The sequence below is a fragment of the Micromonospora ureilytica genome (assembly GCF_015751765.1).
Classification (GTDB): domain Bacteria; phylum Actinomycetota; class Actinomycetes; order Mycobacteriales; family Micromonosporaceae; genus Micromonospora; species Micromonospora ureilytica.
In genome coordinates this window covers 6,266,076-6,285,786 of record NZ_JADOTX010000001.1, presented here as the reverse complement: position 1 = coordinate 6,285,786, position 19,711 = coordinate 6,266,076, and the positions used below count along the sequence as shown (strand labels likewise).

The following is a 19,711-nucleotide window of genomic DNA, read 5'->3' as shown; positions in this document are numbered from 1 at the left end:
CCGTCACCGGCGCGCAACAGACCGTGCTCACCGACGGACTGAAGCTCGGCTCACTGCCAGATGAGATCCGCGGTCTGCGCGACGTCCCCCGAGTTGCCGCCGAGATCGACACCGCCGATGCCGCTGAACAGTGCGGCGAGGACGAAAAATGAGCCAAGCAGTCGGCCCAACCTACGACCAGACATGATCGCTCCTGTCGGATGATGTGCAGCGTTGATGGAGGTTCCACGATCGTGCCACAGCGCAGACAGCCAGAGAAGTAGCGGAGGCCCCGACTGGCCCCACCGTCTGTGACTTCCCGCCGTTCGGCCCACCGCCCCCGTCACGCTGGGCCAGATCACGGGCTTTCGGGCCAGCTCACCGCTTCACACAGCGTCGAATACGACCTTCACCGCAATTCGACCCAGCTGCGGCAGAGCCAGCCAATCCTGCGTGGCGGTCACTACCAGTGACGCTCCAGACGCCAACTCACGCTGCGCTCCGGGTCCGGCCATCGACCACCATACTCGGTCTTCGCCAGCGCGCCAGCACCCCGGCGGATCGGGTCGAACAAGTTGGCGACAGCAGGGGCTCACAGTCAGACCAGGACACTTCGAAGCGGACGCAAGTGGTCGCCCGTGGCACCCTCGGCAAAACGCTGTCCTGCCCGAACCGGAACGAGGACAACGCGGCGATGATCGCCCGGGACCGGAATGTGCCCGCGTCGGGCGTCGGCTACGTGACCCGCTTCCGGGTGGAGTCGGAGGTCCTGAGTCGATACCCGGTCTGGAGCTGCGGGTGCTGGACGAGTTCAGCGCCCACGTCGTTGGCCTGATAGATGTCGTGCACGAGTTCCGGTCGCCGCAGGCCGGCGGGTGGCCGTCATCGGATGATCCCGACGACCTGGGCCCGGCTGGGCTGGACGGCCTCTCCGCCGCCGTACCAGAAGTCGTGGTCGAGCCCAGAGGAGCCGTCAGCGGCAAGACCGACCTGCCCACAACCAGTCCTGAACGGCTGGACTCAGCCGGACCCGGCTAGATCAACGACAACGGCCCCTGATCAGCATCTCTGCTGGTCAGGGGCCGTTTCTGCACCTGGTGGCGGGTAGAGGATTCGAACCTCTGAAGCTTTCGCGACGGATTTACAGGGCGTCCGTGATCTTGCCTCGGTCAGCACCTCTGAGCTGCTGCTTCTCGCCGCCTCACCGACACCGACCGATCAGCCGCCCACCATGTGCCCACGCCCCACGGCACGGTGCGAGACGCCTGATGTTCAGGCGGCTCTCCATTCATCGGTTGCGCAACCGACCTCAAAGCTCGACCAGCCGTCCGCCTCACAGCGCTACGCGCCAAGAAGCCGTGGAAACTCTGCGAGGAAGACTGAGCGAAGTCGTTTAAGCAACATTCCCAGCAATAGCACGAAGTGTGCGAGTGACGCCGTCACGACTATAGACCAGGGTCGCTGCGCATCCTCTATTCCAGCGAGCGAGCATACCCCCAATATGATCGCAACTAGGAGGCCAACGCCAAGTGTGTAGGTAATGTTTGCTTGCAGTTCATGGAGGAGTCGATATTTGTGTGCGTTGTCGGCGCTGACTTTACCGGTCGGTCGACCTTTAAAGCGGGCGGCAGTGTCAAATAGTAGAACGAGCAGGTTGAACAATAGTCCGGTAAGGATGGACAGGGCGGCAAGCAGATTGTCGATTCCCTTGACATGCCAAGAGAGAAGGTAGGCGGCCGCCCCGACCAGGACTGGCAGTCCGTAGAAGAAGATCAGATCTGAAATCCTGACGCGACCAGTCCTAGCATCGCGCATAGTATCAAGGTGATCCCGGATGATCGGAAGTACACTAGCCTTCATCATTCGCTATCACTAGCTTTCTGGCGAGGATGTCGGCCGTCCAGAAAAACTCTGTGCCGGCATAGTCGGACTCGCGAATAGACAGGTCCTTCGCTAGTTCCGCGACCACCTCAGCGGCGACCTCATGCACGGTGCCGTCGGTGGGGCGACCGCTCGGTATGTTCTTATTCTCTGGAAGAGGGAATGTTACGCGAGGAGGGCGTTCCTGAGTAACGGTGAGCGTCCGCATGGACTTTCCGACCTTCACCTCTAGTTTTATGTCGTGGTAGTCCAGGCCACGAATCTCTAGCAGCGCCGGGAGGCTGTTGTCGTTTAGGGCGTCGCGCACCTTCTGCTTGGGAAATGCCAATGCACGGTCCGGCTTAAGGACTAGCTCCATGATTCCCAGCTCTTCTTCGTGAGCGCCTAGATTGTACTGATCCGCAACGTCGCTCGGAATCCCATAGCGCACTAGGCGGATCTTCTTTAGTTCGCCTTCTTCGATGGATGCCTTCACTGCCGCCTCAGGGGCGAGCGGACTGAGTTCGACGGAGAAACCAGGAAATCTTGCTGCGAATGTACGTGTCAGGATGTGGTCTAGTGAGGACTTGAGCCCTCGGACGCCGACGCGTTCTGTCAGGAAGATCCCCGCCAATGAGTTATGCGGGATTACGAATAGGTTTCGTAGGGGGATTAGCTCAGCCTCGTTTGCCTGGCGTTCGTACGTATCCTGGTGTGTTTCAACATCGCGCAGAGTCGACTGGTGTCCGTGGCTCCCTGAGCGGACTGTTGTGTAAATTGACCGGTCCTCGGCCCGCACCGTCTCGGCGATTAGGTACTTTCCTTCATCCTTGTGCTGGTATGGAGTATTGATGAGGCCGTTAAAGAATGCGTAGAGAAAGGGTGCAAGGTCGGAGGCGGACCCATCAAACTTGTCAAGGGGTAGGTAGTTGTCGGAAGACTTTGATGACATTCGTGGGCGGACTCTGATGGTGTAGGCGGCGAGGCTGTATTCCGGCATAAGTTCCTCCGGTGGGTGATGGGGATGTCTCGTCACCCTAGTTTCGAGCGCAGATCTGACCGTGTGTCTGTAAGGAACCGGTCAGCAGTCGTTGGCGGAGGCGGGGAGCGAGCGTAGCGGGTGTCGTACATGTGTTCTAAGTTACGACCTGGGTGCGACATGCAGTGGATCGGCTCACGAGTTGGTGCGCCTCGATGACGCCTACGAGCTCGCCCAGTTCATCGGCACCAACATGACGGCGTTGAACGCAGAGGTGGTTGCGGAAGCCCGCCGGCTGGTCGAGTGCGACCCCGGACCGGTCGGAGAGGCTACTTCCTGACTGGCAGGGGTTCATCGGAGGGCATCGCTGATCTTGTCGTTCATGGTGTCGTCTCCCCCGTCGATGCAGTTGGCGTAGACGCGGAGCAGGACGGCGACGCCGTGACCCAGGCGCCGGGCTACCTCGGTCGGTGGAACGCCGGCATTCAGCCAGAGCGAGGCCGCCGCGTGCCGCAGGTCGTAGGGCCGGCGAACGAGCGGCGAGGCAACCTGCGGTTCGGTCAGCGCCTTCTCGCGGGCGAGCTTCCACCACCGGTCGTAGACCGACTCCGACAGGGGCCCACCGTGCAGGCCGCGGAAGAATCGACCGTCCGGGCCGACCCCGTGATTCTCTACGTGCGCGCCCAGCAGCTCGACGAGCCGGGGCGGGATCGGGACCGTCCGAGTCTCGGCCCTCCCCCGGTGCTTGAGTCCGCGCCGCTCGTGGGAGCCGCCGTCGTCGGTCCAGTGCGACCCGGCGCGCGGCGAGGTGCCGGCGAGCACCAGGCGGCCCCAGCGATATTCGATCTTCTCGTGGTCGCAGGACCGGGAAGGGTTGACCGCCGCCAGGTCGTCGAAGTCTGCGCCGCAGTCGGCGCACCGGCCGGCAAGGTCGCAGTCCTCCCGCCGTAGGTCCGAGGCTTCTGAGGGACGCATCCCCGCGTAGTAGAGGCAGCCGAAGAACGCCGTGACTTTGTCGGCGCGTTTGCCGAGAGATTTCACCGCCTCCAGCAGCGTGGCGACCTGGGCCGGATTTGCCACCACCCGCCGGTCGATGGACTGTGCGACCTCGGGGGCAGTCCACTGGACCCGGTCGACCGGGTTGGAGGCGATCAGCTCCAGCTCGACGGCGTACCCGAGCACGTTGTAGAAGGTGGCCCGCTTCCGCTGGACGGTGGAGGCAGCCGCGGGCTTGCCGTCCAGGCGTACACACAGACTGTCGAGGACGCGGCGGACCATCGCGGGTGAGTCCAGCTCAACTACCGGCAGAGATGTGCTTTCCAGCCAGGCCAGCGCCGCTGCGTGTTCGGGCGGGATCTCGTCGGACCAGCGGCGGGGGTTGAGCCCGTAGAGGTACAGCGCCTCACGGAGCAGAGCGTCAGTCGGTCGGCCCCGCTTTGTCGGCCGGGTGAGGGTCACCGTGATCGAGGTCAGCGCTTCGACGATCGAGCGTCGAGTCTTGGCCGCCGCCCGGGGCCACTTCATCTCGACGTACGCGCGGCTGTGCGCGTACCAGGTGGTGGGGTTCTTGGTTCTGGCCTCGGAGACCGGGCGGCCGGTGGCCGGGTCGAACGGCTCCCCCGCGTTGGCCGTCTGGACCAGCTCGGCGCGGAACGAGTGCGCCAGGGCCTTGGTACGGAACATGCCCTCGAAGCGTTGGCCGCTCACCGCCCAGCGGACCCGCCACGGCCGAGCCTTCCGGTCGGCGCGCTTGGCGATCTCCCAGATCTGGACCTCGTAGCTCTTCATGCGGCGTCCTGCTCCAGGTCGCCGAGCCACCGACCGAGCGCCGACCGGCGGACCCGGAGCTGCCCGTTCGGGAGCTTGATCACTCGTGGCCCCTTGCCGGTCTGCCGCCAGTAGAACCAGGTCGAGCGCGGTACGCGCAGCTCGGCGAGCACTTCCGGCACGGTCAACAACTCCTCGTTCACTGCGGTTCCTCCCCGTCGTGCTGTGCGCTGTGCTGAGTTGCCGAAAGATCTGGGGACCCCTGCGCGGCCCGGTCTTTGGCTGCGAGCAGTTCGGATCGCCAGCGGGCGCGTTCGCTGATCGACCGCATGAGCCGGTGGGTCATGGGGCCGACGTCCGGGTCATCGGGTCGGGCCAACTCCCAGGCGTGCCGGACTCGTTCGGCGGTGTCGCCCTGGTCGTCGACGAGCTGCGTGCCGTCGGTGGTGACGCCGAGCAGCGCTCGCACCCAGGCCCGAGCGTCGTGCTTGTGGTCGGCGAGGGTCTTGCCGGACCAGTCGCGGGAGATGAGGATGCGCCGGCCGCCGATGCCGAGAGTGTCGCGCTGGTGGACCTTGCCCTTGCAGCGGCCCGGCTTGAGCTTGGCGTGTGCCTTCTTCGGCTGGACGCCGTAGAGCAGCCAGTTTGCGCAGCGGTCGGTGCAGGGCGTCAGCTGGAGTTGCTGCCAGAGCCGGTCGAGGTGCTTGCGTTGCCGGTCGGTAGTCGCCTTGTGGCAGTCGCCGGTGTGCTTGGTGATGTATTTCGTGACGTACCGGATGGTCCGTTCGGCGTCCTCGGTGCCGGGCATGACGCCACGGGCGTCGACCTGGGCGCCGAAGCGGACGACGTGAACCGGTTCCGCGTCCGGATCGTCGTCGATGGAGTCGAGGGCTTCCGTCCAGGTGGTCAGCGGCTCGCGGGAGTCGGGGTCGACCCATGTCGCCGCCTGTTCGTCCCAGATCGGGAGCCGGTCGAGGGTGTAGCGCTGGACGTCGACCGAGGGCCACCACACCTGGTGGTAGGTCGCCGCCGCCACGGTGCGCAGCACGTCCCGAGGGATGGTGCCCCGGATGGCGAAGTGCGCGTGTGGGGCGAGTCGGCGTTGCGGCTCGACGCAGCCGGCGTACTGGACGTTCCAGCCCTCGCACCGCCGGAGGTTCTGCCAGAACCGGTCCAGCAGACGAGGGAAGTGGACCGCGTCCCAGGCTGCCCGCCGATAGTCGTACCGGGCGGGGTTGACGGGGGTGCCGTCGGGGCGGACCGGGCCGTACGAGTCGAGAGTGAGGGTGAGCCACATCGACGGTTGGTAGGTGGCGCCGTCCGGGGCGGTGTAGGTCTTGCCGACGGTGCGCCGCTCTACCTTGCGCCGAGGCAGTTCGGGGGCATCCTGGCGCCGCTTGGTGGAGCGCTTGCGCCGTGGGCCGGGCTCGTCGTCCTGGTCCTCGTCGTCGCTGGCGTGCGGTGGCCCGACGCGCCCGCGCAGGCCCTCAGCGGCGATGGCTTCCTCTACCTCGCGGATAGCCTCGTCGAGGTCGGCCACCTGGTCCCACTGGGCCGCCCTCACCGCCTCATCGCGGGAGAACTCCAGGTGTGCGCGGAACAGGATCAGGGACTTCTGCGCCTCGGTCGCGGGTTCGGGGCCGGGTAGCGGTTCGTCGTCGCGGTGCCAGCCCTCGCGGATCTGGGCTTGCCGTAGCCGGCGGTTCTTCTTGGCGCACGGCGGGCACTTGTCCTCGCGGGTCGCGCCGCAGGGAAGGTCGATGACTTCGGTCAGGCCGGTGTCGAGGTCGGTGCGGCGCATCGCGAGCGGGCGGACGCAAACGCCGTACTCGATGGCGATGTCCCTGAGCACATCGATCGAGCGGGGTAGCGCCATGCGGGCCGCCCGCGACCCCGGCCGAGGAGCAACCGGGGTCGGGGCGGGTTCGAGACCGGGCAGGGTCGGAGCCGTCATCGGATGATCCCGACGACCTGGGGCCGGTTGTGCTGGACGACACCGACCGGAGGCAGCACCGCTACTGATGCCGGCGGCATCACCGGAGTCGGCGGCGCGGGTTCGACAGGCTGCGGCTCGTCGTACCAATCGCCCTGCGGCTGATCGGGCTCAGAAGCCGGCGGGGTGGCGGGTTCGCTGGACAGGACGACCTTCACCAGGGCGAGGAAGGCCAGCGACGGCACCGCCGCCACGATCCAGCCCCAGACGGATGGTTCGGCTTCGGCGACCTGGGCGGCGAGGGAGAGCAGCGCGAACGCGATCAGGAGGACGCCGACCAGGCCGACGGGTCGACCGGTGCGACGGCGGGCGCGGATTTCCAGGCCGAGGTAGATGGCCATCAGCTCAACCGCCACGGCGTTAGCCCAGCCGATCCAATCGGGCTGGCCGTGGGCGACGGTCAGGTCGTGGACGTGGGTAAAGGCAGCGGCGCCGGCCATGGTGCCGATGGCGAGCAGGATCAGCACTCGAACGCCGGACTCGGCGCGTTCGCGGATCATCGGCCGCTGCCGTTGTCGCGGACGGTCAGGGTGATGCAGATCTGCTGGCCGTTGAGGTCGCGGCGGCGGTTGACCATGTGTGCCAGGCCGTGCAGGGCACCGGCGAGCCGGTCCGGGGAGCCGTTGAGTTCGATGTGCAGCGGCTTGAGGCGGTGGGTGCCGAGGAAGAAGCTCTTGAGGGACATCGGTTACCTCCGGGCCGGGGCGACGCGGGTACGGATGTGGTCGGGCGGCTCGCCGAGGGAGGCCACCGCTTCGGAGAGGCAGCGCCACAGCGCCCACGCCTCGTCGGGGGTCAGGGACATGCGGCGCCGGCCGCCGCCGACGGCGAGATAGACCGGGTACGCATCGGGTCGAGCGGGGTCGACGCGGACAGACACGGCCGTGCTGGTGGCACCATCGGTGCCGGGCGCGCGGAGCCGGTAGAAGGTCCGGCCGTCGGTCGGGACGGTCACCGCGGCTCACCCCCGTCGGTGTCCCGGTCGAGGATGTTGAGCAGCGAGTCGGGCAGCAGTGGTCCGCGGCGCTGCCGGGGCAGGGGCGGCCGGGTCGGTTCGGTGGCGGTTTCCCGGCCGACCTGGGCGAGGATGTCCGCCGCGTCGGCCGGGGCCGGATATTCGGCGGCCAGCTCCCGAATGTGGTCATCAGAGATGTAGGAGAAGCGCACCCGGGCCGGTTCCGGGGTGCCGTCGAGGATCACGTAGCCGACGCCCTTGGCCCAGCGGGGCATCTGGTCGGCGAGGGCACCCCGGTTGCGGGCGCCATCACCCAACACGAGGTCGACCTGAGCGGCCTCGGTCAGGCCGAGCGCGATTCGGGTCGGGAACAGGTCGCGGAACGGCAGCACCTCCTTGCGGGGGTCCTGCAACGCGGCCACCACCAGGACACCGACGCCGGCACCCTGCGACAGCAGCAATCCGAGCGACCCGGCGATGCGCTTGCGCAGGTCGACGTCCTGGAGGTACGCGGTCAGTGCCGCCATCTCGTCGATGACGACCACGACCAGGGGGTCAGCCAGGGTCGGAGTGTGGACCCGCACCGCGCCAGCAAGGCGGGTCTGCCGCTCGCGCATCACTGTCACGGCCTCGTCGAGCAGGTCGGCCATGGCCTCGAACGACTTGCAGGCGAACCGGGCAAACAGCGGCCGGCCCATCGCGAACTCCATACCGCCCTTGGGATCGATCACCCAGAGCCGGACCAGCCCGGAGGAGATCCCGCCGGCCAGGACCCGGACCAGCGACCACAGCACCGAGCCCTTACCGGAGCGGGTGGCGCCGCCGATGAGGACGTGGGTGGCGAGCAGGTGCAGGCACCAGCGCCGCAGGTCTTCCCGCCGGGCCAGGGGTAGCGCGGTGAAGTCGGGCACCGACGGGACGTCGAACGGGTCGACCAGGGTGCGTAGCGCGTCCGTGCGGACCACCACCAGGTAGACCGCTGACGGCCGGTCCCGGAATCGCAGCCGGTCGACCGCGCCCAGGACCAGCGCCCAGTAGCCCGACCGGATCGGCGGGTCATCGGGGCGCTCGGAGTAGACCCGGGCGTGCCGCCGGCCGAAGGCGTACGCCAGGTTTGCCGTTGCCTTCTGGAACTCCTCGGGTGTCTGGCCGCGGACCATGCGGATGGTCAGCACGTCGAGCGCCTGATCCGAGCGGACCCGCAGCAGCTCTGGCAGGACCGTGCGGTGGTCGTACATCTTGGCCAGGCCGCAGAGGGTCATTGCCTCGCGCCAGGCCCGCCGGTAGACGAAGAGTTGCCGGAACCGACCGAGGATCGGACCGGCGCACCAGGTCCACCAGGACGACTCGTGCCGCCACCGCCACAGCGCCGACACGGCAGCGGCCAAGACCAAAGGCACGATCACGCCAGCCCGGCCGAACTCGCGGTAGAGGCTCACCCCGGCCACGACCAGGGCGACGGCGACCGGATGGCGAAGACACCACCACAGGCCCCGCCACAACCACCGCAGCACCAGGCCGAGCGCGATCAGCCAGACCGGCAGCTCCAGCCGACGCGGCCGGATCACCATCAGGTCCCCGGCGGTGGTCATCACGACCTCGCCCCGCGGCCGGCGGATCATCGCGCACCCGCCACTGTGGGCCGCCGCAGGACGGCGGGCATACGCTTGGACATGTCACTACCTCTCTCGACAGAGCAGGGGAAAGAGACAGAGGGCGGGGCTGCCGTCCGCCAAGACCTGACAGCCCCGCCCCCACCATGTGCGGCTACTGCGCCGCCTTCGTGGCCACGCCCGCCGGGGCACGCATCCCGGTCGCCCGCAGCGAATACGCCATCCGACCGTTGTTGCCCACGTACGGCGTGACGGTCATGCCGTCGAACTCCACCGCCTCGAACAGGCCACCCGTCGGCGGCACCGGCTGGTAGTCCGCCGAGATCTTCACCGTCGTCTCCCGCGACCGCTTCCCCAGCTCCGGGTCCAGGTCCATCACCCGGACCTGCCACACCCGCTGGCCGGTCAGCTTGTCCTTCGCCGGGCTACGCCGGCCGGTCTTCTCGTCGTAGTCCTCGACCTCGCCCAGGGACTCGGGCACCAACGCGCACCCCGCCGGGAACACGTCCTCACACCGCACCGCGAACCTGGTGCCGCCTCGCAGAGCCATCGCTCAACCTCCAACTTGTTAACTTGTCTGCCAAGTTGCGTCCAAGGTAGACGGCACTTGGCAGACAAGTCAACAAGCTCGCGGCGGGAAGGTGTCAGGAGCAGCGATAGGTGGAGTGATAGCTAGGGCGATAGCTAGGCTGCTAGCTAGCAAGCAGGTCTGCTAGCGCATCGGCAGCGTTAGACGATGACGCGGGCAGTGGTGACCGACGAAGCGAGTGGCATGTTCGCTTCGCCAGTACTGATATGCGTAACGCAGTAGATACTGCAACTGAAGGACGGCGTGTAGAGTGCACTTCCAAAGACTTGATTTTGGAAGTTCAGTGCGTTGAACGTTCAACGCACTAGCTACTACCACAGAACGTGGTGGCCGATTGCGAAGAGTGGAAAGGTCACCATGAAAGGACGGGCCCCCGCCATGGCCGCTGAAAGCAAAGGCGGGAGCCCGCGGAGGGCCGGCCTACCTAGGTAGGTCGGCCCCCATCCCCATCGCGGAACATCGCTACGAGTAACGACACCACGATGGGTGCGCTGAGCTTAAAGAGCCAGCTCAACGCACCCACCACGTAGCGGCGCCAACGAGCGGCGATCCTTAGTACCCGACCTCGCGATACGCGCGGCCTGGACTTCCTGGGGGGCTTGGCCATACTTCACCTCCCTGCGGCGACATAAGAGATCGCTTCCCTAGGATGGGAAGGCGATCGTGCTAGTTGCGCGCCGCGTGGTCGGCCGAGTCTGGCTCGGAAAGAATCATAGTCATACACGCGAGGAGAATCGCAACCGACGCCCAATAATTGCTGCGCGGCGGGATTCTTTCCTCGATCTATTAGCCATGAGCCGTGTCGTGCTTGACGTCTGCTGGCGGCCCCTGTAACAGAGGACTGGCGACGCACTTCAATGACCGCCAGCTTCGGGAGCTACTTCTGGGGTATCGGAGCGCTATGGGGCACAAGCACAAGCAGGACAACCGATCCGCCGACCAGCGCCACGCGCGTCCGGCAGGCGTGGATGACAAGACCATCGAGGCGCTGGGTGAACTCAGCAAGGCACTGGAGACGATCCACCGAGTGCGAGGGCACCTCTACTCGGCGCACCAGCTCGTCGGTGGCGCGGATCTCACCCTCGACCGGGTGGTGAAGCTGCTCCGTGAGGCCGGACACGACGAGATGGCCGACCGGGTCGAGCAGGAGCTGTTGGGGCGCAACGTGCTACCCGGCCGGTGGACGTTCCAGATCGTGGAGGAGTTCGACGACGGCTATTACGCCGCGTTCCAGGAGATCGAGCGGGACGCGCGGGAGAAGCTAGCCGGCGGTCGGCGGCACATCTTCGAGGCGGAGATGAAGGAGCGGCGGCGTACCCACGGGATGCCAGGGCACGAGGCTACGCCGTAGCGCTGCAGCCGAAGCCGTTCGGGATCATCGAGGCCAGGGCGTTGGCTCGGGCCTCGATGATCCGCATTCGTGCCTGGTACTCGGCCGGTTCACGGTGGGCGGCTTGGCTGGTGACCTGGCCGGGCCATTTGCGGTAGAGCAGGCCATATTCCCGGGTGAAGTAGCCCGCAGTGACCGTGTTGGCGGCGAGCAGAAGGCCAGTGTCTTCGGAGGCGGGAAGCGCCATCCAGCCGCCCAGGGCGAAAACGAGATCTCGCCGCAGGCACAGGGTCGCCGGGTGCACCGACGCTCGGTAGTCGTTGGCTTGCCAGAACGCCAGGACTGAACCGCGGTCGATGACCCCGCCGGCCGGGTCCTTGTCCCATCCGGCGGTCGACCCGTCGGGCAGCAGGTCGAGTACCCGCGAGGTGGTCCAGCCGATCTGCGGGTGCGCGTCGAACGCGGCGATGTCCCGGGCAAGTGCGCCCGGGGTCAACTTGTCGTCGGCGTCCAGCACCTTGATGAGTTGCCCGCAGACTCGGGCGAGAGCGAGGGTGCGGGCAACACCTGGCCCACCGGGACGGCCGGTGCCCAGACTGATCCGGGGATCTGCCGGCAGCGCGTTGACCAGGGCGCCGGTCTGCCCATCCTCCTGAACCAGCCATTCCCAGCCCCAGCCGTCGGGCATCTCCTGCTTGGCCAACGACTCGTAGGCGCCAGCCAGGTGTTCGATGCTGGGCGCGTGAACCGGGGTGATGACCGAGACGAGCTGTGTCAAGTTTTCCACCGCTGGAGTTTGTGGGAGTAGACAAGCTCGGTGCGGTCGCCCGGCATCACCACGTCGGCGACCTCTACGACCCGGCCGGTGGTGTCGGTCGAAGTCTTCCGCACGGTGAGCACGGAGACGCCCGGGTCGATGTCCAGCAACTCGGCCTCATCCGGCGACGGCGGACGGGCGCGGATCTCGTCGTCGATCCGGTCCAACTCAATGCCGAGCGTGTGGAGCTGGTGTTGCGTCCCCCCCGGCCACGGCTCCTTGCCTGCGTCGAGCAGGTCCGGGTTCGCGGCCACGAGGTCGTAGGGCAGGTAGGAGTACGACACCGTCAGCGGCGCGTTCTCGTGCCGTGACGACGTCCAGTAGACCCGGCGCAGCAGCGAAGTGCCCGGCTCGACCTGCAAGGCCGCCGCCATCTCCGCATCAGCCTCAACCCGGGAGTACTCGGCGTGGAACTTCAGATCGTCGACGGTCAGGCCGGTGTCGTGCTCGGTGGCACCGGTCTTCAGCCGCTCGTCCTCGTCGAGCAGGACGCGATCCTTCTCCCACTGGTACCGCTCGGTGTTGCGACGGCGTACCCGCTGGCGGGGTGCCCTCACGTAGGTGCCGCGCCCCTGCTCCGCGCGGACCAGGCCCCATTCGCGGAGCTGCCGGATGGCGTTGCGGACGCTTGTGCGTGACAGGCCCGAGGTGTCTGCCAGCTCGGTTTCGCTGGGCATCAGGGTGCCGGGGGCAAGTTCCCCGCTCACGATCTTCGCCCGCAACTCTTCCGCGAGTTGCAGGTAGCGAGGGCGCCAGTCCCGGCCTTGCACACCGGTCACCGTACCCCCTAGACGTTCCAACGTCTGCCAGGTAGTCCCGCCAGCGGGCCGCTCAGGAACCGGCGGTACGGCTACCGCTGCGCGCGGTGGCCGCGCAGAGCGCAGGCCAGGAGTACGAGGAACGGCTGAGCCCCGACGGGTGTTGGCGTTCACCGCGTCTCTCCGGCCCGCTCGCCGCCATCCGCCGGTGTCAGCATCTCCAGCTGGGCGTAGACCAGCTCGTCAATGAGCCGGTCCACCTGCGCGGACGACAGGAGCACGGTCTGCGTAGCGCCGTAACGGGTCGCGTCGAGCTTCACGGCCAGGTCCCGGCGGGCGAACCGGTCAACGACCAGTTGGACGGTGACCCAGCCGGTCCGCTCCCGCCCAATGGTGCTGAGAAGCCCGCGGTGCATCGGATCGTTCGGTCCGCAGCCTCGACACCAGACCGGGCACACGACCGGTGCGATCGACGACGGCCACGGCCTCTTTGGGATGGCAGCACCCTCACTCATCGCCGGTCCCCTGCTGCCCGTTGGCCTGGGCCAGCGATCCGCGAAGTTGCTCGACCAGTTGGGCTGCCTGCGGCAAGGACAGTTCCGCCCAGGCGTTCCCGGCCCGGCACGTCACATGAACACCGACCATGGGACCGCCCAGCGCCTCGCTGCTGATGAGGTAAGTGACGACAAGGCCGCCCGCCCGACTGTCGCCCGCCCGCTGCATGGGGCCGCGATGACGGCGGGCCATGTGCGTCATCACGGGCGGCACCAGGTAACCGCAGCGATCTGGGGCGCACCAGTCCGGGTGGCTCGTGACGGCAGCCGGCTTGTTCGTACGACTCATCGCGCCCACCGCCCGCCGTTGCCTCGGAAGAGTTGGGCCCGTGTCATCAAGGGCGAATACCGGATCACAGGCAATTGACGGGTAGCGCCTGTCGACCACCGCGGCGAGGAGGTCGTAGAAGCCCCGCGGGGATTCGATTGACCGATGCTGCTGGCATCCCGGACAGATGGGCGCCTCCGAGACCACCAGGACGAGAGCCAATGGTGCCGACGGTGAGAGCCGGACATCGCACCTCCACAGGTAAGCGGAGACCGGTGGCCAGCTACGGGGGAATGCAGCCGGCCACCGGCCCGGATGAAGGCACGGCGCACCGTCCGACGCCGGACGGGTCGGGTATCGCCGAGCCAACTTGTACCGCGCGGCTACCGCAACCGGTCCGACAGGACGCCGCGCCTCAGGTGCGACCAGGGCCAGCGCGAGAAGACCCCTGACACGAGCCGTCACCCCAGCCGCACAGGAAGAAACGTATCTACAAGTGGACGAGTTGTCTATACGTCGAAACAGGTCATCTGGTTGGCACTTGGTAAGACAAGCGCCAGGTACGGTGAGCAGGTGCCCACCCCGCACTACGGTCAACCCCGCTATCGCGCCATCGCGGATGAGCTCAAGGAGCGCATCGAGAGTGGTGCCATCCCGGGGGGCACTCTCCTACCGGCTGAGAGCGCCCTCAGCGCCGAATTCCAGGCAGCCCGCGGTACGATCCGTCAGGCCATAGCGGTCTTACGAGATGCGTGCCTGGTCGCTACCGAACACGGGCGCGGCACCTACGCGAGTGCCAAGCTGCACGAGCGCGGGCTAGAAGAGGGGTCCGACTCGGAAACGCGAGAAAGGCAGATCCCCGCAGACCCCGAGCTTGCAGCCCTCTTCGATGTAGATATTGATGCGACTCTCATCGAACAACAGCGGGTCGGCCGGTCTAATGGAGCCGTCAGAATAGTCGTCAGAACCTACCGACTGCTTCAATCGAACCAGTAGAAGCGTGCGCACCTTCGATACACGCTCAGGGACGCCCGCAACTGGCCGTACGCGCCGCCGCCACGACGAGCGCCGGTCGCTGCGGCAGACGCTCTACGGCCATTACGGGGTCGCCCCTTCAGCGTCAAGGTGCTTTGCATCGCGGCGCGGACGCCCTAGGGCCGCCCTGACCCGTCGGGCCGGCAATCGCCGGCAGGCTCAGGGCGCTCCGGGTCCACCCGCCAAATCCCCACCACAGTCTCGTACGAGCACCCGTGAGGCATCCTTTTCCGGGCCGCCTTGCCACCACTACGTCCGGATTCGCCCAGGCGCGCCGACACCAACTCAGGTATGCGCCTCCGCTCCAATTGAACCCAGCACAAGGTAATCAGAGTTTGCCGGAGAACGCGGCGCTGAGGAATGACACGCGCAATGCCTGCGAGCGACGAGCTACCTCATCGATTCGCTCACAAACATCCCGAACCACTCCAAGCCGTTCAATGATCCGCATCTGATCGTCCCGGGACGGAACAGGTATTGTAGCTCGCTCGAACTGATCGACGTTCACGCGCTGCCGTCGGTTACCCATTCCGGACGCCTTGTCGCGCAACGAATCGTGTAGCGCCGGCCACGTGCAGATCTGACTCATATAGGCGGGGTGGACCAGATCCTCTCTGATTTCGTAGACAGGAAACTCAGGCGATACCAGGAGGCCATCAAACTCGTCAGTGACGACTGCTATCGCCCCTTCCCAGGCGAAGAGGCGGCTGAAGACCAGTTGGCCAGAGCGAATCTTGAACAGCCTCGTGTAGCTGATACTGGCGCCATCGAGACCACCTCGCTTGAACAATCCCCGACCGTAAGAGTAAATGCCGGCTGTCTCATAGCTCGTGCCCGGTTCCACGGTCACACTGTCGGAAACCCTGACGAGCAGCTCTCCTAGCGGGCGCTGCATGTAGCTTGTCATTTTCCATCTTCCAGTGCTCGATGAAGCCCATTAAGGAGGGAAAGAATCTCTTCTTCTGCGGCGATCAATTCCTGCAGCAGTTCCCCGTGAGGGCGATGGGCTAAGTCAGCCAGGCTCACCGGGCTTCGAAGGTCCAAGTTGTAGTTGCTGTGGACGAGTTCCTCTGCTGTCACTCGCCATGCATTATCTGTCTCCGTACGGTTCGATCTACCCAGCCCGCCCCACCACTCACTGCATTCAGCAAACTCATCCGTCTGCATCGGCCGAGTCTTGGTGTATTTTTTGCGGCCAAGCGGCGGGCTTATCTGGTAAAACCAGACCGCCTCTGTTGGCGCACCCTTCTCGAAGAAGATTATGTTCGACGGAATGTCGGTGTAAGGCGCGAATACACCATCAGGCAGACGTACTACGGTGTGCACGTTGCAGGTCTCGAAGAGCTTCCTCTTGAACCGTGCCCCGATCTCGCTCTCTACCAGAACGTTGTTCGGCACAACGATCCCGCATCTGCCCCCTGGCCGGAGGGTCTCTATCACTAAGTAAAGGAAAAGCCACGCAGTCTCGGCAGTCTGGAACTCCTTCGGGAAACCCTTAGATATATCACCGCTTTCCGCGCCTCCAAACGGTGGATTGGTTAGCACAATGTCAACTTGCGCCGATGCAGACCGATTGGCCATTAACGCCTGTAGCGAATTGCCAAGGCTGATTCGGGGCGAATCAACGTCGTGAAGAAGCATGTTCATGGTCGACAGCAGGTATGGCAGCGACTTCTTCTCGAAGCCCCTAAGCGATGCGTGCAGCTTCTCGGACTGTGGCACAGAAATTGCTTGGTTGCGCTCGCGAAGATACTCGAGGCTCTCGATGAGGAATCCGCCAGTACCTGCTGCTGGGTCGAGAACTATGTCGCCCAGCTTGGGGTCTACTTGCTGCACCATGAATCGAATCACCGGCCGCGGAGTATAAAACTCACCAGAGTCTCCGGCGGCGTCCCTAACCTGCCGAAGCATGGACTCGTAGAGCCGCGCCATGGTGTGGATATCATCGGCAGAATCAAAGTGAATTTTATTAAGTTCGCTAACCAACTCTCGAAGTTGGTAACCAGATCGCATCCGATTATCAATGCCCTGAAAGATGCCAGCAATGACGTCTCCCGCGCTCAGGCCACTTTCGCTTTTCGGCAAGGCCTTCAGGTGCGGGATCAGCTTGTCGTTGACGAAGGCAAGAAGGTCATCGCCAGTGAGTTTCTCATCCCGTGCCCACGTCCGCCACCGAAACGCGTCTTCGATGAGCGAATCGTGGTCCGCGTTTAGGATCTCGCGTTGCTCCTCAAGGTCATCATATGCCTTGAGGAAGAGCAGCCATGCCATTTGGGGTAGCCGATCGAGGTCCCCATTCAGCCCTGGGTCTGTACGCATAATGTCACGGCAACGCTTGATAACTGCTGCGAGCCGTTGTTGAGTAGACTGCGACTTAGCGGTCGCTTTCGTGCGTGGGGGCACTTTCAACCTCCTGAGCGGAGCCTTGACTCTATCAAACCCCGCCAGCATGACGGCTGGTGCTATGGGTTGACGCCAGAACATGTTTTGCGGAACGTTTCGCTAGTCATGCAGTTGATTTGAAGAGTTGTTGACCCAGATCGTCTAACGCTTCCCTAAGTTGGTCGACTCCGCCGAACCTCGCGGCAAGCTGAGCTGGTGTCCCCATGTCCCGGAACGGCGGCAGCACAAGCACCTTTGCGTCCAAGTCATCTGGACCGTTAGCCGAGTACTTGTCCACGAGGACAGCCAGTACCTGACGGGCTTCCGCGGCATACGTGCTCAAGAAGGCACGCTCACCGCGAGTAAGCCGATTTGCCCGCTCTCGCCTAGTCTTGAGGGGCTCATCCCACGCAAGGTGAATCAAGAGATCAATTGGGTCGCAGTCAGGCCTGTTCAGGCGTGCCACAAGGCCGTCTATTCCGATTCCAAGTTCCTCCTCAAGCGCCTCCCTGAGCGCTTTCCGCCCGCTGACAGTCGCCCATTGAGCTAGGAGAGACTCACGATCCAGTTCGAGGGCTAGCATTCGGTTACGCACCCACTGTTCGAACCGAATCAGTCGTAGATTTCCAGTTTCCCTGTCAACAACGTAGACGCCTTCGCTGGCGACTCGTACGTCGATTCCGTCAACCGTATATACCGTCGAACGTCGACGGACAGCATCGATGTGATCGGGATCCGTCACGTCGGCGGGAACCTCATCGTCGTCAACGTCCGTGGCGTCGTCGTTGGCCGCATCCTGTTCGACCGTTGATCGCGGAGAGTCATCGTCGAAAGCCGCATCAAGCTCCGCAGGCTCCGTTGCCTCAGCTGGAATGGGATCACCGTAGTTTACGACAGATCGCCTAATGGGAGGCCCGTCGAAAGTCGGATCATCGAACAAACGCGTGGCGCCGGTAAAGTCGATTATCGTGAAGAACTCCTTGCCGTTGTCAGCATCGAGCCGAGTGCCTCGGCCGATTGTCTGTTTGAACTGTGGCATCGACTTGATCGCGGTAAACAACACGATGTTTTTTACGGTCGGCACGTCCACGCCAGTGGACAATAGGCGGGAAGTTGTCACGACGACCGGTACCGCCGTTTCAGGCTGCTGAAACCGGTCTAGCAGTACCTTGCCGAGCTCCCCTTCATCAGACGTAATTCGCACGACCCAGTCGTTGTGGGTCTGCATCATGTCGCTGTTGCGATTGACCATCGCCTCGCGGAATCGCGCCGCATGCGCTTGGTCCACGCAGAACACGATGGTTTTCCCCAGGCGGTCGGTACGGCGCATCAGGTCGGTCAGATAGTTGGCTGCTTCCTCGGTACGCGCGGGGACAACCAACTCTCGCTCGAGCCTCCCCAATTTGTATATCCCGGCCGGCACGAGTTCGCCCGTCACCGCATCGAGCGTACCCTCTGTGATTTCGATGCCATCGATATCGCTGTCAAGATGCACTCGCACTACTTGGAACGGCGCTAGAAATCCATCCTCAATTCCTTGGCGCAGGCTGTATTCGACTATCGGAGGACCGAAGTAGCCGTAAGTGTCTGCATGGCCTTGACTGACAGGCGTCGCGGTCAACCCGACCTGCACTGCGGACGAGAAGTGCTCGAGAACCTCGCGCCATGCTGAGTTTTCCTTCGCGCTGCCCCGATGGCACTCGTCCACGATCACCAAGTCGAACCACTCTGGGTCGTATTGCCGGAACAATCGGTCGGTGCCATCTCCAACCTGGTCCAACGCTTGATAGAGTGCAAAGTAGAGGTGCTTGGACCGAGGCGATGATGTGGTGACACGCGTGATGGGTTCCTCACCGAATGCAGGCCGAAACCAATCACGCATGGGCTGGTTGACTAAAATATCTCGATCGGCAAGGTAAAGGACTCGTGGACGCGAGTCCGTGCTGTCGACACCCCGCGGCCAGCGATTCTCCCACAGCACGTGCACCAGCTGCATCGCGACGTTAGTCTTCCCTGCCCCAGTGGCCAGGACGGCTAAAAGCCGTTTTTTGTCGCTCGCAATGCCCCGGATTAGTCGCTGCACGGCGACGTCTTGATAGTAACGGAGCTTCTTCGGGTTTCCTGCCGCATCAACGACGCGCCGACTATATCGCGTCTCAGCAAATGCGACAGCCAGATCGGAGGTGAGCTCATTTGCGTTTCGGTAATGTGTCCAGGCCTTCTCCGGACTCTGAAACGCCTGTACCTCGTGCTCGATCTGGGCGCGCATGTCGATCTCAATCAGACGCTGGCCGTTGGTCGCGTAGGCGAGAGGTACGTCGAGGCGCTCGGCATACCGACGCGCTTGTTGAACGCCTCGCCGAACGTCCCGGCTACTCTTCTTGACCTCAACGACCGCGATGGGGCGCTCTGCGTGCAGCAGTGCGAAGTCTGCCCTGAGCGGCGGAGCCTGGTGCACTCGTTGGTCAAGGACAACGCGACCACCCGGCGTGATCGGGTACTCACGTTGCCAGCGAGCCGGCGACCACCCTGCTAGGAGCAGTTTCGGAACCACGAGCTCGCGGATGGTCCGGGCTTCCGACCTTGCTGAACCATCCACGCGTCCACTCCCAAACTGTGAGCTAAGGCCGAAGATCAGCTGTGACAGTGGACGAAGAATACGTGTAGTGGCCGCACCGCGACTACGGACAATCAGCCCGAGAGTGTGGCCAGACGCCATCGTGCTACGGGCCCAGACGAGACACGTATCCGGCCCTAAGCGCCCGAGCAACAGCGGGGTAGCCGTCGCTGGACGTGCCGACCGAGTGGCGCCTACTCGCGAACGCTCCCGGG

The 19,711-nt window shown here is 64.6% G+C and carries 20 protein-coding genes and 1 pseudogene; 3 read left to right on the top strand and 18 right to left on the bottom strand.

Annotated elements, in window-relative coordinates; all coding sequences use genetic code 11:
* Positions 1–50 precede the first annotated feature (50 nt).
* Positions 51–185, bottom strand: a complete 135-nt coding sequence (locus tag IW248_RS33595; protein ID WP_269155099.1) for a hypothetical protein — start codon at positions 183–185, stop codon at positions 51–53.
* Positions 186–646: 461 nt separating this feature from the next.
* Here IW248_RS33595 and IW248_RS28855 point away from each other — a divergent pair.
* Positions 647–861: pseudogene (locus tag IW248_RS28855) on the top strand (ADP-ribosylation/crystallin J1); the annotation flags it as partial.
* A 459-nt stretch (positions 862–1,320) separates the two neighbouring features.
* On the opposite strand, the gene IW248_RS28850 reads toward IW248_RS28855, so the two are convergent.
* From IW248_RS28850 to IW248_RS28805, 10 genes are all read right to left on the bottom strand, one after another.
* A complete protein-coding gene (locus IW248_RS28850) occupies positions 1,321–1,794 on the bottom strand; it encodes a hypothetical protein (protein WP_196929462.1) in 474 nt (157 codons plus the stop codon).
* Between the two features lie 34 nt (positions 1,795–1,828).
* Positions 1,829–2,839 (bottom strand): hypothetical protein, encoded by a 1,011-nt coding sequence (locus tag IW248_RS28845; protein WP_196929461.1) that lies wholly within the window; start codon positions 2,837–2,839, stop codon positions 1,829–1,831.
* 330 nt (positions 2,840–3,169) lie between these two features.
* The gene (locus IW248_RS28840) at positions 3,170–4,606 is read right to left on the bottom strand and encodes a tyrosine-type recombinase/integrase (protein WP_196929460.1); all 1,437 of its coding nucleotides are present in this window, start codon (positions 4,604–4,606) and stop codon (positions 3,170–3,172) included.
* Positions 4,603–4,788, bottom strand: coding sequence for a helix-turn-helix transcriptional regulator (locus IW248_RS28835; protein WP_030329852.1), 186 nt, complete (start codon positions 4,786–4,788; stop codon positions 4,603–4,605). The genes IW248_RS28840 and IW248_RS28835 overlap by 4 nt, the downstream gene beginning before the upstream one ends.
* The gene (locus IW248_RS28830) at positions 4,785–6,539 is read right to left on the bottom strand and encodes a replication initiator (protein WP_196929459.1); all 1,755 of its coding nucleotides are present in this window, start codon (positions 6,537–6,539) and stop codon (positions 4,785–4,787) included. Before IW248_RS28830 ends, IW248_RS28835 begins: the two co-directional genes overlap by 4 nt.
* Complete coding sequence (locus IW248_RS28825) at positions 6,536–7,078, bottom strand: DUF2637 domain-containing protein (RefSeq protein WP_196929458.1); 543 nt, start codon at positions 7,076–7,078, stop codon at positions 6,536–6,538. Before IW248_RS28825 ends, IW248_RS28830 begins: the two co-directional genes overlap by 4 nt.
* Complete coding sequence (locus IW248_RS28820) at positions 7,075–7,263, bottom strand: hypothetical protein (RefSeq protein WP_091402447.1); 189 nt, start codon at positions 7,261–7,263, stop codon at positions 7,075–7,077. The genes IW248_RS28825 and IW248_RS28820 overlap by 4 nt, the downstream gene beginning before the upstream one ends.
* A 3-nt stretch (positions 7,264–7,266) precedes the next feature.
* On the bottom strand, positions 7,267–7,533 hold the full coding sequence (locus IW248_RS28815) for a hypothetical protein (protein WP_196929457.1): 267 nt from the start codon (positions 7,531–7,533) through the stop codon (positions 7,267–7,269).
* A complete protein-coding gene (locus IW248_RS28810) occupies positions 7,530–9,155 on the bottom strand; it encodes an FtsK/SpoIIIE domain-containing protein (protein ID WP_372432744.1) in 1,626 nt (541 codons plus the stop codon). The genes IW248_RS28815 and IW248_RS28810 overlap by 4 nt, the downstream gene beginning before the upstream one ends.
* A gap of 145 nt (positions 9,156–9,300) precedes the next feature.
* On the bottom strand, positions 9,301–9,696 hold the full coding sequence (locus IW248_RS28805) for a transcriptional regulator (protein WP_091402451.1): 396 nt from the start codon (positions 9,694–9,696) through the stop codon (positions 9,301–9,303).
* 940 nt (positions 9,697–10,636) lie between these two features.
* Here IW248_RS28805 and IW248_RS28800 point away from each other — a divergent pair.
* Complete coding sequence (locus tag IW248_RS28800) at positions 10,637–11,086, top strand: hypothetical protein (protein WP_196929456.1); 450 nt, start codon at positions 10,637–10,639, stop codon at positions 11,084–11,086.
* Here the strand turns inward: IW248_RS28800 and IW248_RS28795 are convergent.
* The 4 genes from IW248_RS28795 to IW248_RS33320 all read right to left on the bottom strand — a co-directional run bounded on the left by IW248_RS28795 (position 11,076) and on the right by IW248_RS33320 (position 13,483).
* Entirely contained in the window at positions 11,076–11,852 is a 777-nt protein-coding gene (locus IW248_RS28795; protein WP_307788290.1) for a glycosyltransferase family 2 protein, read from the bottom strand. The genes IW248_RS28800 and IW248_RS28795 overlap by 11 nt on opposite strands.
* Positions 11,840–12,661: a GntR family transcriptional regulator gene (locus tag IW248_RS28790; RefSeq protein WP_196929455.1), complete on the bottom strand. Its 822-nt coding sequence runs from the start codon at positions 12,659–12,661 to the stop codon at positions 11,840–11,842. The genes IW248_RS28795 and IW248_RS28790 overlap by 13 nt, the downstream gene beginning before the upstream one ends.
* 149 nt (positions 12,662–12,810) lie before the next feature.
* Positions 12,811–13,056, bottom strand: a complete 246-nt coding sequence (locus tag IW248_RS28785; protein WP_112726490.1) for a precorrin-4 C11-methyltransferase — start codon at positions 13,054–13,056, stop codon at positions 12,811–12,813.
* A gap of 91 nt (positions 13,057–13,147) precedes the next feature.
* The gene (locus tag IW248_RS33320; protein WP_231396477.1) at positions 13,148–13,483 is read right to left on the bottom strand and encodes a hypothetical protein; all 336 of its coding nucleotides are present in this window, start codon (positions 13,481–13,483) and stop codon (positions 13,148–13,150) included.
* A 294-nt stretch (positions 13,484–13,777) separates the two neighbouring features.
* On the opposite strand from IW248_RS33320, the gene IW248_RS33945 reads away from it, so the two are divergent.
* Positions 13,778–14,458, top strand: coding sequence for a GntR family transcriptional regulator (locus IW248_RS33945; protein ID WP_372432743.1), 681 nt, complete (start codon positions 13,778–13,780; stop codon positions 14,456–14,458).
* A 367-nt stretch (positions 14,459–14,825) separates the two neighbouring features.
* On the opposite strand, the gene IW248_RS28770 is transcribed toward IW248_RS33945, so the two are convergent.
* The 3 genes from IW248_RS28770 to hsdR are packed head-to-tail and all read right to left on the bottom strand — an operon-like array spanning position 14,826 to position 19,598.
* A complete protein-coding gene (locus IW248_RS28770; protein WP_196929453.1) occupies positions 14,826–15,404 on the bottom strand; it encodes a restriction endonuclease subunit S in 579 nt (192 codons plus the stop codon).
* Positions 15,401–16,948 carry a class I SAM-dependent DNA methyltransferase gene (locus IW248_RS28765; protein ID WP_196929452.1) on the bottom strand — a complete coding sequence of 516 codons (1,548 nt, stop codon included), beginning with the start codon at positions 16,946–16,948 and terminating at the stop codon, positions 15,401–15,403. Before IW248_RS28765 ends, IW248_RS28770 begins: the two co-directional genes overlap by 4 nt.
* 55 nt (positions 16,949–17,003) lie before the next feature.
* On the bottom strand, positions 17,004–19,598 hold the full coding sequence (gene hsdR / locus IW248_RS28760; RefSeq protein WP_372432742.1) for an EcoAI/FtnUII family type I restriction enzme subunit R: 2,595 nt from the start codon (positions 19,596–19,598) through the stop codon (positions 17,004–17,006).
* Between the last annotated feature and the right edge of the window lie 113 nt (positions 19,599–19,711).

What these genes read in the sequence shown, in the direction of transcription:
- IW248_RS28765 (WP_196929452.1), bottom strand. Translation starts at nt 16,948, where the DNA reads ATGCTGGCGGGGTTTGATAGAGTCAAGGCTCCGCTCAGGAGGTTGAAA.
- IW248_RS28845 (WP_196929461.1), bottom strand. Translation starts at nt 2,839, where the DNA reads ATGCCGGAATACAGCCTCGCCGCCTACACCATCAGAGTCCGCCCACGA.
- IW248_RS28850 (WP_196929462.1), bottom strand. Translation starts at nt 1,794, where the DNA reads ATGCGCGATGCTAGGACTGGTCGCGTCAGGATTTCAGATCTGATCTTC.
- IW248_RS33595 (WP_269155099.1), bottom strand. Translation starts at nt 185, where the DNA reads ATGTCTGGTCGTAGGTTGGGCCGACTGCTTGGCTCATTTTTCGTCCTC.
- IW248_RS33320 (WP_231396477.1), bottom strand. Translation starts at nt 13,483, where the DNA reads ATGAGTCGTACGAACAAGCCGGCTGCCGTCACGAGCCACCCGGACTGG.
- IW248_RS28810 (WP_372432744.1), bottom strand. Translation starts at nt 9,155, where the DNA reads ATGATCCGCCGGCCGCGGGGCGAGGTCGTGATGACCACCGCCGGGGAC.
- IW248_RS33945 (WP_372432743.1), top strand. Translation starts at nt 13,778, where the DNA reads ATGAAGGCACGGCGCACCGTCCGACGCCGGACGGGTCGGGTATCGCCG.
- IW248_RS28820 (WP_091402447.1), bottom strand. Translation starts at nt 7,263, where the DNA reads ATGTCCCTCAAGAGCTTCTTCCTCGGCACCCACCGCCTCAAGCCGCTG.
- IW248_RS28840 (WP_196929460.1), bottom strand. Translation starts at nt 4,606, where the DNA reads ATGAAGAGCTACGAGGTCCAGATCTGGGAGATCGCCAAGCGCGCCGAC.
- IW248_RS28805 (WP_091402451.1), bottom strand. Translation starts at nt 9,696, where the DNA reads ATGGCTCTGCGAGGCGGCACCAGGTTCGCGGTGCGGTGTGAGGACGTG.
- IW248_RS28785 (WP_112726490.1), bottom strand. Translation starts at nt 13,056, where the DNA reads ATGCACCGCGGGCTTCTCAGCACCATTGGGCGGGAGCGGACCGGCTGG.
- IW248_RS28800 (WP_196929456.1), top strand. Translation starts at nt 10,637, where the DNA reads ATGGGGCACAAGCACAAGCAGGACAACCGATCCGCCGACCAGCGCCAC.
- IW248_RS28770 (WP_196929453.1), bottom strand. Translation starts at nt 15,404, where the DNA reads ATGACAAGCTACATGCAGCGCCCGCTAGGAGAGCTGCTCGTCAGGGTT.
- hsdR (WP_372432742.1), bottom strand. Translation starts at nt 19,598, where the DNA reads ATGGCGTCTGGCCACACTCTCGGGCTGATTGTCCGTAGTCGCGGTGCG.
- IW248_RS28825 (WP_196929458.1), bottom strand. Translation starts at nt 7,078, where the DNA reads ATGATCCGCGAACGCGCCGAGTCCGGCGTTCGAGTGCTGATCCTGCTC.
- IW248_RS28830 (WP_196929459.1), bottom strand. Translation starts at nt 6,539, where the DNA reads ATGACGGCTCCGACCCTGCCCGGTCTCGAACCCGCCCCGACCCCGGTT.